This is a genomic window from Kitasatospora sp. NPDC056076, from assembly GCF_042266305.1.
In the GTDB taxonomy this organism is placed as follows: Bacteria; Actinomycetota; Actinomycetes; order Streptomycetales; family Streptomycetaceae; genus Kitasatospora.
The window spans coordinates 147,196-162,026 of sequence record NZ_JBHJWG010000016.1; the positions used below are offsets into that span (position 1 = coordinate 147,196).

At 71.7% G+C, this 14,831-nt stretch carries 15 protein-coding genes and 1 rRNA gene; 5 read left to right on the top strand and 11 right to left on the bottom strand.

From position 1 onward, the window contains the following. Window positions 1-34 precede the first annotated feature (34 nt). Window positions 35-757 (top strand): phosphatase PAP2 family protein, encoded by a 723-nt coding sequence (locus ACFC1T_RS16215; RefSeq protein WP_375888808.1) that lies wholly within the window; start codon window positions 35-37, stop codon window positions 755-757. 51 nt (window positions 758-808) lie between these two features. On the opposite strand, the gene ACFC1T_RS16220 is transcribed toward ACFC1T_RS16215, so the two are convergent. After that, entirely contained in the window at window positions 809-1,000 is a 192-nt protein-coding gene (locus ACFC1T_RS16220; protein WP_375888811.1) for a hypothetical protein, read from the bottom strand. 177 nt (window positions 1,001-1,177) lie between these two features. Between ACFC1T_RS16220 and ACFC1T_RS16225 the strand changes: the two genes are divergently transcribed. After that, window positions 1,178-2,077: a hypothetical protein gene (locus ACFC1T_RS16225; RefSeq protein ID WP_375888814.1), complete on the top strand. Its 900-nt coding sequence runs from the start codon at window positions 1,178-1,180 to the stop codon at window positions 2,075-2,077. A 183-nt stretch (window positions 2,078-2,260) separates the two neighbouring features. Then, complete coding sequence (locus ACFC1T_RS16230; protein WP_375888817.1) at window positions 2,261-2,449, top strand: hypothetical protein; 189 nt, start codon at window positions 2,261-2,263, stop codon at window positions 2,447-2,449. Between the two features lie 14 nt (window positions 2,450-2,463). Here the strand turns inward: ACFC1T_RS16230 and ACFC1T_RS16235 are convergent, their stop codons facing one another. Then, window positions 2,464-2,865 carry a metal-sensitive transcriptional regulator gene (locus ACFC1T_RS16235; protein WP_375888820.1) on the bottom strand — a complete coding sequence of 134 codons (402 nt, stop codon included), beginning with the start codon at window positions 2,863-2,865 and terminating at the stop codon, window positions 2,464-2,466. A gap of 358 nt (window positions 2,866-3,223) precedes the next feature. Between ACFC1T_RS16235 and ACFC1T_RS16240 the strand changes: the two genes are divergently transcribed. After that, window positions 3,224-3,844 (top strand): DUF47 family protein, encoded by a 621-nt coding sequence (locus tag ACFC1T_RS16240; protein WP_359914173.1) that lies wholly within the window; start codon window positions 3,224-3,226, stop codon window positions 3,842-3,844. Window positions 3,845-3,849: 5 nt separating this feature from the next. Further along, window positions 3,850-4,845, top strand: a complete 996-nt coding sequence (locus ACFC1T_RS16245; protein ID WP_375888824.1) for an anion permease — start codon at window positions 3,850-3,852, stop codon at window positions 4,843-4,845. Between the two features lie 121 nt (window positions 4,846-4,966). Here ACFC1T_RS16245 and pstB read toward each other — a convergent pair whose 3' ends face one another. The 9 genes from pstB to rrf all read right to left on the bottom strand — a co-directional run. After that, complete coding sequence (gene pstB, locus ACFC1T_RS16250) at window positions 4,967-5,743, bottom strand: phosphate ABC transporter ATP-binding protein PstB (protein WP_375888826.1); 777 nt, start codon at window positions 5,741-5,743, stop codon at window positions 4,967-4,969. Window positions 5,744-5,811: 68 nt separating this feature from the next. Then, a complete protein-coding gene (pstA, locus tag ACFC1T_RS16255; RefSeq protein WP_375888829.1) occupies window positions 5,812-6,885 on the bottom strand; it encodes a phosphate ABC transporter permease PstA in 1,074 nt (357 codons plus the stop codon). Continuing rightward, complete coding sequence (gene pstC / locus ACFC1T_RS16260) at window positions 6,882-7,859, bottom strand: phosphate ABC transporter permease subunit PstC (protein ID WP_375888832.1); 978 nt, start codon at window positions 7,857-7,859, stop codon at window positions 6,882-6,884. Before pstC ends, pstA begins: the two co-directional genes overlap by 4 nt. 150 nt (window positions 7,860-8,009) lie before the next feature. Then, entirely contained in the window at window positions 8,010-9,143 is a 1,134-nt protein-coding gene (gene pstS, locus ACFC1T_RS16265) for a phosphate ABC transporter substrate-binding protein PstS (RefSeq protein ID WP_375888835.1), read from the bottom strand. Window positions 9,144-9,370: 227 nt separating this feature from the next. Continuing rightward, window positions 9,371-9,901 carry an NUDIX hydrolase gene (locus tag ACFC1T_RS16270; RefSeq protein ID WP_375888838.1) on the bottom strand — a complete coding sequence of 177 codons (531 nt, stop codon included), beginning with the start codon at window positions 9,899-9,901 and terminating at the stop codon, window positions 9,371-9,373. 43 nt (window positions 9,902-9,944) lie between these two features. Continuing rightward, window positions 9,945-11,033, bottom strand: coding sequence for a CHAD domain-containing protein (locus tag ACFC1T_RS16275; RefSeq protein ID WP_375888840.1), 1,089 nt, complete (start codon window positions 11,031-11,033; stop codon window positions 9,945-9,947). A gap of 121 nt (window positions 11,034-11,154) precedes the next feature. Beyond that, the gene (locus ACFC1T_RS16280; protein WP_375888842.1) at window positions 11,155-13,332 is read right to left on the bottom strand and encodes an RNA degradosome polyphosphate kinase; all 2,178 of its coding nucleotides are present in this window, start codon (window positions 13,330-13,332) and stop codon (window positions 11,155-11,157) included. 330 nt (window positions 13,333-13,662) lie between these two features. Beyond that, entirely contained in the window at window positions 13,663-14,679 is a 1,017-nt protein-coding gene (mshD, locus tag ACFC1T_RS16285) for a mycothiol synthase (protein WP_375888845.1), read from the bottom strand. 72 nt (window positions 14,680-14,751) lie between these two features. After that, a 5S ribosomal RNA gene (gene rrf, locus ACFC1T_RS16290) occupies window positions 14,752-14,831 on the bottom strand; the annotation flags it as partial.

Sequence of the window (14,831 nt, forward strand, 5' to 3'; positions counted from 1 at the left end):
CGAACAGGTGCAGCGGACCAGAAGGAGGTGCGGCGTGTCGACGCCGCTTGCCGACACGACCAACCCCGACCTCGGTCTGCTCTACGCCGTCAACGGCCTGGCCAAGCGCTCCCCGCAGTGGCTGGACCACGCGGTGTCGTGGATCGGCGAGTACGGCATCCTGATCGGCCTCGCGCTGCTCGGGCTGGTGGGCTGGCTGCAGGCCAGACGCCGCCCGGACGCGCCGGTGGCGATCGCCGGGCTGCTCTGGGTGCCGCTCTCGGTGGCCGTCGCCGAGCTGGCCAACCTGCCGATCGCCGCGATCGTGGACCGGCCGCGGCCCTTCGTCGACCACCCGGGGCTGCTGGTGCTGGTGGACGGCAAGGCCGGCACCCACTCCTTCGTCAGCGACCACTCGACCATGACGATGGCCGTGGCGGTGGCGCTGTTCCTGGTGAACCGGAAGCTGGGCTGGATCGCCGGGGGCCTGGCCCTGCTCCAGGGCTTCTGCCGGATGTTCATGGGCGTCCACTACCCGACGGACGTGATCGGCGGCTTCGCGCTGGCCGTCGCCGTGGTGCTGCTGCTGGCGCCGATCGCGATGGCGGTGCTGGTCCCGTTCTGCCACGCGCTGACCCGGACGGCGGTGGCCCCGCTGGTCCGGGCCCCGGAGCGCGGGGCCGCCGCCGGCCGGGGCACCGAGCGGCGCGGCCGGCGCCGCGGGCGGGGGGCGGTGCGCCGGGAGGAGCAGCCGCCGGAGTCCGACCTCGCGGCCTGAGGGCCCGGGGTACCCCGCCGCACCGAACGGTCCGAACGGGTCCGGACGCCCCTAGGGTGCGTCGGCCCCGTACTCGGCGAGGTGGTCGGCCCCCTCGCGGCGGGCCAGGTCCCGGGAGCGGCGGGCGGCGGAGTACCAGCCGCAGCTGCAGGTCGCGAAGGCGAAGGAACCGCGTTCGCTGAGCGCGACGCGGTGCTCGGGCATCGGGGTGGTGCCGGGGGCGACCGGCAGCTCACTGTGCACGGGATTCACCGTAACGCGCCGGGCGACCCTCACGCGACACCCGCCGGTTCCCGCCGGACCCGTAACCCTTCGCGAGCCAACTCGTTTGCCCGGAAAGAGCTCTGCCCTCCCGGCGCCCCAGCCGGTGCCGCAGTCGGCGGGGCAGTCGGTCCCGAGGGGGTTGTCGCGAGGATGAAGATGACCGACCAGCAGCGAACCGGGCGGCCGGCGCGCCGTCCGGGGCCGCGCCTGCGCGCGGCGGCCGGCGCCGCCGTGCTCGCCGCCGCGCTGGCCGCGGGGGCGGCCGGGTGCTCGGCCCACTCCGGTGGCGGCTCCTCCGACCAGCAGTCGAACGCGCCCGACCAGCTGGCCGCCGACCCGGTGGCGGCGGTGCGCGGCGCGGCGGACATCACCGGGCGCACCGGCTCCGCGCACGCGGCCACCGAGCTGGTCACGGAGTCCGCGGACAAGAAGGCGTCCTTCTCCGGCACCGGCGGCTACGACTACGTGAAGCGGATCGGCCGGCTGGAGGTCCAGGTGCCGCCGGGGGCGGCGACCACCGGGAAGATCGTCGAGGTGGTCCTGCCGGGCACCGTCTACCTGCAGAACAGCGGTGCCAAGGTGCCCGAGGGCAAGTGGGTGAAGCTGGACGTGCGCCAACTGCCGGACGGCAACCTGGTCAGCAGCGGCGCCACCGATCCGGCCACGGCGGCGGGGGCGCTGCGCGGGGTGCAGAAGGCCGACCTGGTCGGCACCGAGACGGTGGACGGCACCCCGCTGCACCACTACCGCGGCACCCTGGACCTGGCCAAGGCGGCCGACGCCACCGGCGGCCGGGGCGGGGACGGCCTGCGGATGGGCGGGCAGACCTTCACCGTCAAGGAGGTCCCGTACGACGCCTGGCTGGACGACCAGGGGCGGCTGCACAAGGTGGTGGAGGTGTTCACCTTCGCCGGGGTGGCCGGCTCGAAGGAGGCCAAGGACCAGGTGAAGGTCACCTCGACCACCGCCCTGTCGGACTTCGGCAAGCCGGTCGAGGCGGCCGAGCCGCCGGCCTCGGACATCTACCAGATGAAGCCGACGGAGAGCCCGAAGTAGCGCCCCGGCGCCGGGGCGGAACGGGGCGCCGCCGGCGCGGGTGGCCGTCCGGGGAGCGACGGTCACCCGTTTCGGCGGCGCCGAGATGGCCCGTCCGTGCCATGTGGACGGGCCCCGGAGTGCCTAGGCTGGACGTCGGGTGGCTGCCGCCCGGGCTGGCGAGGCACTGAAGGGGTGGTGCAGGTGGTGTCGTCCACGGGCGGCCGCAGCGGCGGCCACGACGACGCGGCCCTCGACGAGATCGAGCTGGCCGGCGAGCTGATGATCGCCGCGACGGCCAGCGCCGGTGACCGGCTGCCGACCGAGCGGATCGACGAGGTGCTGCTGGACCGGGTGGACCCGGCCCGGACCGAGCGGGAGGGCGAGGGCTGACGGCCCCCCCGGGGTCAGCTGCGCAGCAGTCGGCCGATCGCGGCCGAGGCCTCCGCCACCTTGGCGTCCAGCTCGGCGCCGCCCTGTTCGGCGGCCGCGGCGACGCAGTGCCGCAGGTGCTCCTCCAGCAGGGAGAGCGCGAAGGACTGCAGGGCCTTGGTGCCGGCCGAGACCTGGGTGAGCACGTCGATGCAGTAGACGTCCTCGTCCACCATCCGCTGGAGGCCGCGGATCTGGCCCTCGATCCGGCGCAGCCGCTTGAGGTGGGCGTCCTTCTGCGCGCTGTAGCCGTGCGGGCCGTGCGGGCTGTGCCCGCCGTGGTCCGCGGCGCCGTGGCCCTCGGCGGCGGGGGTGTCGGCCCCGGGGCCGGTCCCGGGCGCGTGGTCCGGCTCGGTGCGCGCTTGCGTCGTGGTCATCGGCCCGCCTTCGTCTGGGTGCCTGGTGGCTGCGTCGGCCTCCAGTGTCCAACACCGGGGCCCCGCGTGGTGTTCCGACGGCCCACCCGGCATGTGCCGAACGGCCTGGTCGGGGTCGCGGCGGGGTTAACCCGTCTGAGCGGCGCCCCGGTCTTCCGCACGCGGGACGGGGCAAACGCGTCGAGGTTCCGTCAGACTGAGTCCTTGCGTCCGCCCCTGGCGGCGCGGTCCGGGACAGCCCGTGCGGCAGCCGAACGGAAGGGGAGGTTCCGCCTCCCAGGTCACCACCCCGTTTGCGCGATCGCGCTCGGTTGCACCTAGCATCGTTCAGTCCGTACCCCGCACATCGGAGAATTCCGTGCGTTTTAGCCTGACCCCGAAGGAGACGAGTTTCTACGACATGTTCGCCGCCGCCGCGGAGAACCTCGTCGTCGGATCGAAGCTCCTGCTCGAACTGCTGGGATCAGACGTGTCGGCCCGCGCGGAGATCGTCGAGCGCATGCGCGCCGCCGAGCACGCCGGGGACGACACCACCCATGCCGTCTTCCACCAGCTGAACTCCTCCTTCATCACGCCCTTCGACCGCGAGGACATCTACAGCCTCGCCTCGTCGCTGGACGACATCATGGACTTCATGGAGGAGGCCGTCGACCTGGTCGTCCTCTACGACATCCAGACCCTGCCGAAGGGCGTCGAGCAGCAGATCGAGGTGCTGGCGCGCGCCGCGGAGCTCACCGCCGAGGCGATGCCCAACCTGCGCAGCATGTCGAACCTGACCGAGTACTGGATCGAGGTCAACCGGCTGGAGAACCAGGCCGACCAGATCCACCGCAAGCTGCTCGCCCACCTGTTCTCCGGTCAGTACGACGCCATCGAGGTCCTCAAGCTCAAGCAGGTCGTGGACGTCCTTGAGGAGGCGGCGGACGCGTTCGAGCACGTCGCCAACACGGTGGAGACCATCGCCGTCAAGGAGTCCTGACCCTCGTGGACATGGCTGCACTCATCGCCGTCATCGGCGTTGCGTTCTTCTTCACGTACACCAACGGCTTCCACGACTCGGCGAACGCGATCGCCACGTCGGTCTCCACCCGGGCGCTGACCCCGAGGGCCGCGCTCGCGATGGCCGCCGTGATGAACCTGGCCGGTGCCTTCCTGGGCAGCGGGGTGGCGCACACCGTCTCCAGCGGGATCATCGAGACGCCGACCGGCAACCAGGGGATGGCGATCCTCTTCGCGGCCCTGGTCGGGGCGATCACCTGGAACCTGGTGACCTGGTACTTCGGTCTGCCGTCCTCCTCCTCGCACGCGCTGTTCGGCGGCCTGGTGGGTGCGGCCCTGGCCGGCGGCACCGAGGTGATCTGGAGCGGCGTGATCGACAAGATCGTCGTCCCGATGATCGTCTCGCCGGTGGTCGGCCTGGTCGGCGGCTTCATCGTGATGCTGGCGATCCTGTGGATCTTCCGCCGGGCCAACCCGCACAAGGCCAAGCGCAACTTCCGGGTCGCCCAGACCGCCTCGGCCGCCGCGATGGCGCTGGCCCACGGTCTGCAGGACGCCCAGAAGACCATGGGCATCGTGGTCATGGCGCTCACCATCTCGGGCCACCAGACCACCGGTGACATCCCGGTCTGGGTGAAGATCTCCTGCGCGACCATGCTCTCGCTGGGCACCTACGCGGGCGGCTGGCGGATCATGCGGACCCTCGGCCGGAAGATCATCGAGCTGGACCCGCCGCAGGGCTTCGCGGCCGAGGCCACCTCCTCGGTGATCATGTACATCACCTCGTTCGTCTTCAAGGCGCCGATCTCCACCACCCACGTGATCACCGCGGCGATCATGGGCGCGGGGGCCACCAAGCGGATCCGCGCGGTGCGCTGGGGCGTCGCCAAGAACATCGTGCTCGGCTGGTTCATCACGATGCCGGCGGCCGCCGTCGTCGCAGCACTGATGTACTGGTTCGTCCACCTCTTCTGGGGCTGACCGCCGACGCTCCGCCCCGGCCGACAACTGACAGGGCCCGCCCCCACATCTCGGGGGCGGGCCCTTCTTCATGTCCCGCGGCGGCACCGCCATGCAGCACCGCGGGACAGCTGGGGTCGGTCTAGCCGAAGCGGCCGGAGATGTAGTCCTCGGTCGCCTGCACCGACGGGTTGGAGAAGATCCGCTGGGTGTCGTCCAGCTCGATCAGCTTGCCCGGCTGGCCGACGCCGGCCAGGTTGAAGAAGGCGGTGCGGTCGCTGACGCGGGCCGCCTGCTGCATGTTGTGGGTCACGATGACGATGGTGAACTGCGACTTCAACTCGCCGATCAGGTCCTCGATGGCGAGGGTGGAGATCGGGTCGAGCGCGGAGCAGGGCTCGTCCATCAGCAGGACCTGCGGCTCGACCGCGATCGCGCGGGCGATGCACAGGCGCTGCTGCTGACCGCCGGAGAGGCCGGCGCCCGGCTTGTTCAGTCGGGTGTGGACCTCCTTCCAGAGGTTGGCGCCCTTCAAGGAGCGCTCCACCACCTCGTCCAGGACGGCCTTCTTCCGCACGCCGGCGAGCTTGAGCCCGGCGACCACGTTGTCGTAGATCGACATGGTCGGGAACGGGTTCGGGCGCTGGAAGACCATGCCGATCGAGCGGCGCACGGCGACCGGGTCGACGTTGGAGGCGTACAGGTTCTCGTCGTCCAGGAGGACCTTGCCCTCGACCCGGGCGCCGGGGATCACCTCGTGCATCCGGTTGAGGGTGCGCAGGAAGGTGGACTTCCCGCAGCCGGAGGGGCCGATGAAGGCGGTCACCGAGCGGGGCTCGATGCTCATCGAGATGTCCTCGATGGCCTTGGTGGTGCCGTAGTAGGCCGACAGTCCGCTGACGTCGATGCGCTTGGCCATGATCGTTGCTTCTCTCGCCCGCGGCCGGAGGGCCGCTAATGAATGCTGTTTCGTACGTCAGTGGTCGCTCAGTGTCCGGCCTTGGGCGAGCGCCAGCGTGCGATGCCCCGGGCGATGAGGTTGAGCCCCATCACGAAGGCGATCAGCACCAGCGCGGCGCCCCAGGCGCGGGCGTAGCCGAAGTCGTTGTTGACCACCGAGTACTGCTGCCAGATGTACATCGGCAGGGACTGCTGCGGTCCGTCGAACGGGTTGCTGTTGATGTAGTCGGCGCCGAACACCAGCATCATCACCGGGGCGGTCTCGCCCGTGATGCGGGCGACCGCGAGCATCACACCGGTGGTGATGCCGCCGATCGCGGTGGGGAGGACGATCCGCAGGACGGTCTTCCACTTCGGCACACCGAGGGCGTACGAGGCCTCGCGCAGCTCGTTCGGGACGAGCTTGAGCATCTCCTCGGTCGACCGGACCACGACCGGGATCATCAGGATCGCCAGCGCGAGGCTGCCCGAGAAGCCGGAGTAGCTGAACCCCAGGGCGAGGTTCCAGAGCGAGAGGATGAACAGACCGGCGACGATCGACGGGACGCCCGTCATGACGTCGACGAAGAAGGTGACCGCCTTGGCGAGCCGGCCGCGGCCGTACTCCACCAGGTAGACGGCGGTCAGCAGACCGAGCGGGGCGGCCATCAGGGTGGCCAGGCCGACCTGCTGGAGGGTGCCGAGCAGCGCGTGGTAGATGCCGCCGCCGGGGCCGCTCTGGATCACGCCCTTCATCGAGTGGCTCAGGAAGTTCCCGTTCACCACGCCGATGCCCTGCTGGACCGTGTAGACGGTCAGCGAGGCCAGCGGGACGACGGCCAGGATGAAGGCGACCCAGACCACCGAGGTGGCGAAGCGGTCCTTGGCCTGCCGACGGCCCTCGACCTGGGCCGAGATCAGGTAGCTGCCGGCCAGGAACAGCAGGGCGGAGATCAGGCCCCACTGGAGGTGGCTCTCCAGGCCGGCGGCGGCGCCGATCCCGCAGCCGACCGCGATCGAGCCGACGGCGACGACGGGCGGGGTCCACTTGGGCAGCCGGTTGGCGGTGAGCTTCGGGCCGACCTGCGGCCGGGCGTCCTCGGGGACGGTGACGGTGGTCATGCGTTGGCCCCCGAGTACTCCTTGCGGCGGGCGATGATCAGTCGCGCGGCACCGTTCACCAGCAGGGTGATCACGAACAGGACGAGGCCGGAGGCCATCAGGGCGTCGCGGCCGTTGTTGCCGGCCTCGGCGAACTTCAGCGCGATGTTCTGCGCGAAGGTGCCGCCGCCGGCGTCCAGGATGTGCAGCGACAGGACGCTGTTGGCGGAGAGCACCACCGCGACCGCGATGGTCTCGCCGAGCGCCCGGCCGAGGCCGAGCATCGAGGCCGAGATGATGCCGGGGCGGCCGAACGGCAGCACCGCGGTGCGGATCATCTCCCAGCGGGTCGCGCCGAGGGCGAGCGCCGCCTCCTCGTGCATCCGCGGCACCTGGCGGAACACCTCGCGGGAGACCGCGGTGATGATCGGCAGGATCATGATCGCCAGCAGGATGCCGACGGTGAACAGGTTGCGCGGGGTGCCGGTCCTGGTCTGGTCGAAGATGTACGTCCAGCCCAGGTACTGGTTGAGCCAGCTGGTCAGCCCGTCCATGTGCGGGACGAGGAACAGCGCGCCCCAGAGGCCGTAGACGATGCTGGGGACGGCGGCGAGCAGGTCGACCAGGTAGGCGAACGGCTGGGCGATCCGGCGCGGCGCGTAGTGCGAGATGAACAGCGCGATCCCGATGGCCACCGGGACGGCGATCGCCATCGCGATCACGGCGCTGACGATCGTGCCGAAGGCCAGGACGGCGATGCCGAAGACCGGCTTCGGGGCGTCCGGCGTCCACTCGAAGGTGGTGAGGAAGTTGCCGTCGTTGTTGCCGAGGGCCACGACCGAGCGCCAGGCCAGGAAGCCGGCGATCGCGGCCATGATGACCAGCAGCAGGATGCCCGCACCGCGGGCGAGGTTCATGAAGATCTTGTCGCCGACGCGGCTGTCGCGCTGTCGGCGTTCCCTGCCTCGCGGGGCGGCAGGGGAGGATGAAGTCATTGGTCTACTCCGGTCTGGTGGTGCCGCCCCGGTAGGGGGTCGGCACCATGGCGGCGGTGCCCCGGACGTTGGTGCTGGGTTGGTGCGTTCCGGCGGGACGGCCCCGGCCCCCCTCGCTCACGGGGCCGTCCCACCGGGGGTCCTGGCGGGTCAGGCGAGGGTGCCGACCGCGGCCTTCACCTTGTCGCCGATCGCGGCCGGCATCGGGACGTAGCCCTTGTCGCCGATCGACTTCTGGGCGGCGTCGCTGATGGTGTAGTTCAGGAAGGACTTGAGGGTGTCCAGCGTCTCGGCCTTGTTGCCCTTGTCGCAGGCGATCTCGTAGGTCACCAGGACGATCGGGTAGGCGTTGTCGGCCTTGGTGCCGTAGTCCAGGGAGAGGGCGAGGTCGCCGTCGGTGCCCGTGACGGTGGAGGAGGCGATGGTGAGCGCGGCGTTGGCGGCGGTCGCCTCGACCGGCTTGGCGGCACCGGTGGCGATCTGGGCGCTCTTCAGGTTGTTGGTCTGGGCGTAGGACAGCTCGGCGTAGCCGATCGAGTTCTTGACCTGCTTGATCTGGGCCGAGACACCGGCGCTGCCGTTCGCGGACTGGCCGCCCTTGCCCTTCCACGCCTTGTTCGGCTCGGCGCTCCAGGCGCCGCCACCGGTCTTGGCGAAGTAGGAGGTCAGGTTGAAGGTGGTGCCGGAGTCGTCGGAGCGGTGGAAGCTCTGGATCTCGGCGTCCGGCAGCTTGGCGCCCGGGTTCAGGGCGGCGATGGCCGGGTCGTTCCACTTGGTGATCTGCGAGTCGAAGATCTTGGCGGCGGTCGGGCCGTCCAGGACCAGGTTGTCGACGTTCTCGACGTTGTAGACCAGCGAGACCAGGCCGGCCACCATCGGCAGGTCGATCGCCTTGCCGCCGGTGCAGACGGCCTTGGAGGCGTCGACGTCGGCCGGCTTGAGGGCGAAGTCGGTGCCGGCGAAGGCGACCTTGCCCTGGGTGAACTGCTGGACACCGGCACCGGAGCCGCCGCCGCTGTAGTTCACCGTGGTGCCGGAGCAGGCGGCGCCGAAGTTGGTCTTCCACACGTCGATCGCCGGGGCCTGCGCGGTCGAACCGGCGCCCAGGAGCGTGCCGGCCTTGCCACAGTTGACCGCGGCACCGGCCGCGGAGGAGCCGCTGGAACCGCTGGACGCCGTCTTGTTGTTGTCGTCCGACCCGCAGGCAGCGAGCGACAGCGAGCTGACGAGCGCCATGGCACCGATGGCGAGGGCCTTGGAGCGGCCGTTCCGCTGGAGCTTCACAGGGGTGTCCCTTTCTGTGGCATTGCCCGCTGCGCAGGCCGCAGGAGTACGGCTGAGCATGGGTTTTGCTGTGGTCCGGGGCCCGTTCGGCCCGCCGGTAGTCCCGAAGTTAGGCCGGGTAAGTGACACGACAGCCGGTCGCAAGTGAACGGAAAGTGAACCTCGAACGGATGACAGGAAACTACGTCACGTAGTAACGGTTGCGTCACGGCGCGGGCGCGGGGAGATCACTTCCGTCGTTCCTCCACCGGCCCCGACCCGCCCGTCCGTACGGGCTTCGCACCCAGGATCACCAGCAGCGCATCGATCAGCAACCGGTCGCGGTCATGGGTCAGCCGCGCCCGGGCCTTGCCCGCAGGCAGCCAGTCCAGGCGGTCGACCTCACGGTTGGGCCGGAAGGCCCCGACGGTCGGCACCGCGGCCCAGTACCGGACCTCCTTCGGACGGCCCTGGGCCAGGTAGTGCTGGACGGGCAGCTCCGGACCGAGCAGGCAGTCGAAGCCGGTCTCCTCCCGCACCTCGCGCAGCGCCGCCTCGACCACGCCCTCCCCCGGGTCGAGCTTGCCCTTCGGCAGGCTCCAGTCGTCGTACTTCGGGCGGTGGATCACCGCGATCCGCGGCCGCCCCAGCCGACCGCTGGGCTTCGGCCGGCCGGGCAGCCAGAGCACCGCGCCCGCCGCCAGGACCACCGGGCCGCGGGCCGGTGCGGCCGCCGGGCCCGCGGCCCGGGCCGCCGCCGGGTTCACGGCCGGTCCCACCGTCGGGTCCGCTGCCCGCCCGGTGCGCAGGCGATCGTGCAATTCAAGCCGTCCGTGGTGCGGGGGAATGCCCCCGGCCCTCGGCAGGGGGGAGCTCCAGCCAGCCGTCCGGGGACGGCGGGAGCTCGGGCCACCGGCGGCCGAAGGCGTACCGCGCCGCCTCGACCTCCAGTCGTTGATCAGCATGCACCACGCCCAGCACGTAGGCGGTCGCGGGGGTGATCCGCGGGGTGCGCGCCGCCGTCGCGGCGGTCACCGCGGCGTCCGCGGCCTCCTGGTGCCGGGCCAGCACCGCGTCCAGCTCGTCCAGCTCGGCGGACGGCCGGGCGCACACCTCCAGCGCGTACCGGGCCCGCTTCACCAGGATCCGCAGCCGCGACCAGGGCGCGTCGTCGGCCGCCAGCGCGGAGTCCGCGTCCGCCGCCCCGCGCGCCGCCGGCACCGCGCCCAGCCGGCGCAGCCCGTCCCCGCCGTACGGGGTCGCGGCCCGGTGGAGCGGCAGCTGCTGGGCGCTCACCGACAGCGCGGTGAACGCGGCCGCCGCCTGCGGCCGCAGCACCGCCGACGCCCGGCCGCTGGCCGCCTCCAGCAGCGGCGCCTCGCCGACCAGCAGGGTCATCCGGTCCGCCAGCGCGTGCAGCCGGGCCGAGCGGAGCTCCTGGAGCACCGTGGAGTGCGCCCTGGTCCGGGCCAGGGTCAGCTGCCGGTCCAGCAGCGCCCGCGCCTTGGGGGCGCCCGCGTGCCCGGCCAGCATGCCCGTCCCCTCGGGGTCGGTGCCGCTCAGCGAGTCCACCGCGCCCAGCAGCCGGGCCGAGCGGCGGACGTAACCGGGCTCCAGCGCCAACAGGTTGAGCAGCCAGCGCAGTTCGGTGCGCGACTCCTGCGCCCAGGACTGCTCGAACACGGCCCCGAAGGTGTGCAGCAGCCCGCCGACCCGCCGCACGGCCCGCAGCAGGTCGGCCGTGCCGCTCGCCGGAACGGCCGCGGCCGACCCCGGTCTGGCGCCGACCTCGCCCACCGCGAGCGGCAGGGCGCGCAGGAACGCGCCCGCCTGGGCGGTGAGTTGGCGGGAAAGGATGTCCCCGGCGGTCGCTGTGGAGGCCGCCTGGGCCGTCATCGGCGCTTCGGTCATGGCGTGGTAGATCCCCGTTCCCCCGGGGCCCTTCCCCGGGGCTGGTGGCCGACCGCCGGAGCAGCTCCCCCCGGGGCCCCGGGGGCCCCGACTGCTCCGGCGGCTCGCATCAGTGGACGCGTCAGCGCGAGGTGGCGGCCCGGCGGCGCTGGCGCGAATCGATGAGCAGGTCCTGGACGTGCCGCAACGGCTTGCCCTCGGCGTCCTGCGAACGGCGCTCCCAGGCACCGTCCGGGCCCAGGTGCCAGGACTCGGTCTCGTCCGACACCCCGAGGTCGATCAGCCCGGACAGCTCGGCACGGTGCGCCGGATCGGTGATCCTGAGCAGCGCCTCGATCCGGCGGTCCAGGTTGCGGTGCATCATGTCGGCGCTGCCGATCCACACTTCGGGATCGCCGTTGTTGCCGAACACGAAGACCCGGGAGTGCTCCAGGAAGCGCCCCAGGATGCTGCGCACCCGGATGTTCTCGCTCAGCCCCGGCACCCCCGGCCGGATCGCGCAGATGCCGCGGACCCAGACGTCCACCGGCACCCCGGCCTGCGAGGCCCGGTAGAGCGCGTCGATCAGGGCCTCGTCGACGATCGAGTTGACCTTGATCTTCACGTACGCGGGCCGGCCGGCCCGGTGGTGGGCGATCTCGTTGTGGATCCGGGAGACCAGCCCGTCGCGCAGGCCGCGCGGGGCGGTCAGCAGCCGGCGGTAGGACTCCCGGCGCGAGTAGCCGGACAGCCGGTTGAAGAGGTCCGAGAGGTCCGCGCCGACCTGCGGGTCGGAGGTGAGCAGGCCGAGGTCCTCGTACAGCCGGGCGGTCTTCGGGTGGTAGTTGCCGGTACCGACGTGCGAGTAGCGGCGCAGGGTGTCGCCCTCCTCGCGGACCACCAGCGACAGCTTGCAGTGGGTCTTGAGCCCGACCAGGCCGTAGACCACGTGGCAGCCGGCCTCCTCCAGCTTGCGCGCCCACTTGATGTTGGCCTGCTCGTCGAAGCGCGCCTTGATCTCGACCAGCACCAGCACCTGCTTGCCGGACTCGGCGGCGTCGATCAGCGCGTCCACGATCGGCGAGTCGCCGGAGGTGCGGTACAGGGTCTGCTTGATCGCCAGCACGTCCGGGTCGGCGGCGGCCTGCTCCAGGAAGGCCTGCACCGAGGTGGAGAAGCTGTCGTACGGGTGGTGCAGCAGCACGTCGCGCTCGCGCATCGCGGCGAAGATGTCCGGCTGCGAGGCGGACTCGACGTCGGTCAGCCCGCGGGCCGTACCGGCCACGAACTTCGGGTACTTGAGCTCCGGCCGGTCCAGCTCGGCGATGCCGAACAGACCGGTCAGGTCCAGCGGACCGGGCAGCGGGAAGACCTCCGCCTCGGTGATGTTCAGCTCCCGCACCAGCAGGTCCAGGATGTAGGGGTCGATCGACTCCTCGACCTCCAGCCGGACCGGCGGGCCGAAGCGCCGCCGCATCAGCTCCTTCTCCAGGGCCTTGAGGATGTTCTCGGTGTCGTCCTCCTCCACCTCCAGGTCCTCGTTGCGAGTGACCCGGAAGGCGTGGTGGGCCAGCACCTCCATCCCCGGGAAGAGCTCCTCCAGGTGCGCGCCCATGACGTCCTCCAGCGGGACGTACCGCTGGGGCGAGGCCTCCAGGAAGCGGGCCAGCGACTGCGGCACCTTCACCCGGGCGAAGTGCTTGTGGCCGGACACCGGGTTGCGGACCACCACGGCGAGGTTGAGCGACAGCCCCGATATGTAGGGGAAGGGGTGCGCCGGGTCGACCGCCAGCGGGGTCAGCACCGGGAAGATCCTCTGCCGGAACAGGGTGTGCAGCCGGGCCTGCTCCTTCTCCGCCAGCTCCGGCCAGCGGACCACCTCGATGCCCTCGGCGGCGAGGTCCGGCAGCACCTCCTGCTGGAAGGCCGCGGCATGACGGGCCATCAGCTCACGGGAGCGGGTCCAGATCAGGTCCAGCACCTCGCGCGGCTGGAGGCCGGACGCGCTGCGCTGGGCCACGCCGGTGGCGATCCGGCGCTTGAGGCCGGCGACCCGGACCATGAAGAACTCGTCCAGGTTGCTCGCGAAGATCGCCAGGAACTTCGCCCGCTCCAGCAGCGGGATCCCCGGGTCCTCGGCCAGCTCCAGGACGCGTTCGTTGAACGCGAGCCAACTCCGCTCACGGTCCAGGAAGCGGCCCTGCGGCAGTGCTTCGAACTCCTGCTCGTCCGTGGCCGGCAGCTCCGGCGGGACGCCCAGCGCGCTGGACATCCGCGCCGTGGGCGGCAGCGGGGCAGGGACGGGGCGGGGGATGCTCATGGGTTCCAGCTCCTCCAGCAGGACGGCGTCCGGACACGAATGGCTCTGCGGGCCGTCGTCCTCGCCCCGGGTCGCCCCCGGGGACAGCACCCACCCACCGGGCGCGGTCCGTACAGGACCGGCCGGGGAATGGCGGTCGACTCTGCACGAGCGAGACACTACGGACTTCATCCTGTGATCTTCGCGGCAGCAATTGAATCCACGGTAAACACCGCATGGCCAGGAGGAAAGCTGAGTCGGTCGGAGCAAGGGGTGGCGGGCCTCGCCGCCCCCTGCCCGCGACCGCTCCGTTACCACCGGGCCGCCTGCGGCGCGGGACCGGGCGTGGGTCTAGCGGTCGGCCGCCCGGTCCGTCGCCCGGTCTGCTGCTCGGTCCGCCTGGTACCGGGCGCGGTACATCAGATCCACCTCGTGGACGGTGAATCCCAGTCGCTCGTAGACCCGGACGGCCGCCGGGTTGTCGGCGTCGACGTAGAGGAGGACCGTCTCCAGTCCACGCTCACCGGCCCCTGACCCGGTCAGGTGACGTAGGCCGGCGGCGGTCAGCGCGCGGCCGAGGCCGCTGCCCTGCTCGGCCGGGTCCACCCCGACGACGTACACCTCGCCGAGCTCCGGCTCGGTGGCGGTGGCCGGGTGCACCTTGGTCCAGTGGAAACCGACGACCTTGCCGCCCCGGGTCGCGAGGAAGAAGCCCGCCGGGTCGAACCAGGGCTCGGCGATCCGCTCCGCCAGGTCCTGCTGCGTCCAGGAGCCCTGCTCCGGGTGGTGGGAGAAGGCCAGGGCGTTCAGCCGCAGCCACTCGGCGTCGTCCTCACCCGGACGGAAGGTCCGGAGCTCGATCCCCTCGGGAACGGCCACGGCCTCGGTCTGCGGACCGGTGCGGCGCATCTGCCGCAGCTCCCGGACCAGCTCGGCGCCGTAGGCCCCGGCCAGGTGCCGGGCCGCCGGGTGACCGCCGTGCACCCAGAAGTCCACCGCGTCCCGGCCGACCAGGTGGGCCTGCTCCAGGACGGCGTCCACCAGCGGGCGGGCCAGGCCGCGGCCGCGGGCGGCCGGGTCGACCAGCAGCTCGGCCGCCGGGTTCGCCGTCCCGGCCTCCGGCACCTCCACCTGGCCGTAGCCGACCACGGTGGCGCTCGCACTCGCACTCGTGGTCTCGGCCTCGGTCACGATGAGGTGGGTGACGCCCGGCCGGGGAGTCTCGGCGTTCCGCAGCCGCAGCCGGCCCTGCTCGGAGACCGCGGCTCGGCCGTCGACCGCCTGGGCCTCCGCCAGAACACGCAGGGCGCCGTCGCGCTGCTCGGGGCGGAGCACGTTGCTCGGAATGACCGCTGTCTGATCGTCCATGCCCTGACGATACGTCAACGGAAATGCGAAAAGCCCCTGATCCGAAGGGATCAGGGGCTTTTCTGAATGATTGTTCGGCGGCGTCCTACTCTCCCACAGGGTCCCCCCTGCAGTACCATCGGCGCTGTGAGGCTTAGCTTCCGGGTTCGGAA

Coding starts and splice junctions, on each gene's coding strand:
- ACFC1T_RS16225 (WP_375888814.1), top strand. CDS start 1,178: ATGACCGACCAGCAGCGAACCGGGCGGCCGGCGCGCCGTCCGGGGCCG.
- ACFC1T_RS16235 (WP_375888820.1), bottom strand. CDS start 2,865: ATGACCACGACGCAAGCGCGCACCGAGCCGGACCACGCGCCCGGGACC.
- pstB (WP_375888826.1), bottom strand. CDS start 5,743: ATGGCCAAGCGCATCGACGTCAGCGGACTGTCGGCCTACTACGGCACC.
- pstA (WP_375888829.1), bottom strand. CDS start 6,885: ATGACCACCGTCACCGTCCCCGAGGACGCCCGGCCGCAGGTCGGCCCG.
- pstC (WP_375888832.1), bottom strand. CDS start 7,859: ATGACTTCATCCTCCCCTGCCGCCCCGCGAGGCAGGGAACGCCGACAG.
- ACFC1T_RS16275 (WP_375888840.1), bottom strand. CDS start 11,033: ATGACCGAAGCGCCGATGACGGCCCAGGCGGCCTCCACAGCGACCGCC.
- ACFC1T_RS16280 (WP_375888842.1), bottom strand. CDS start 13,332: ATGAGCATCCCCCGCCCCGTCCCTGCCCCGCTGCCGCCCACGGCGCGG.
- mshD (WP_375888845.1), bottom strand. CDS start 14,679: ATGGACGATCAGACAGCGGTCATTCCGAGCAACGTGCTCCGCCCCGAG.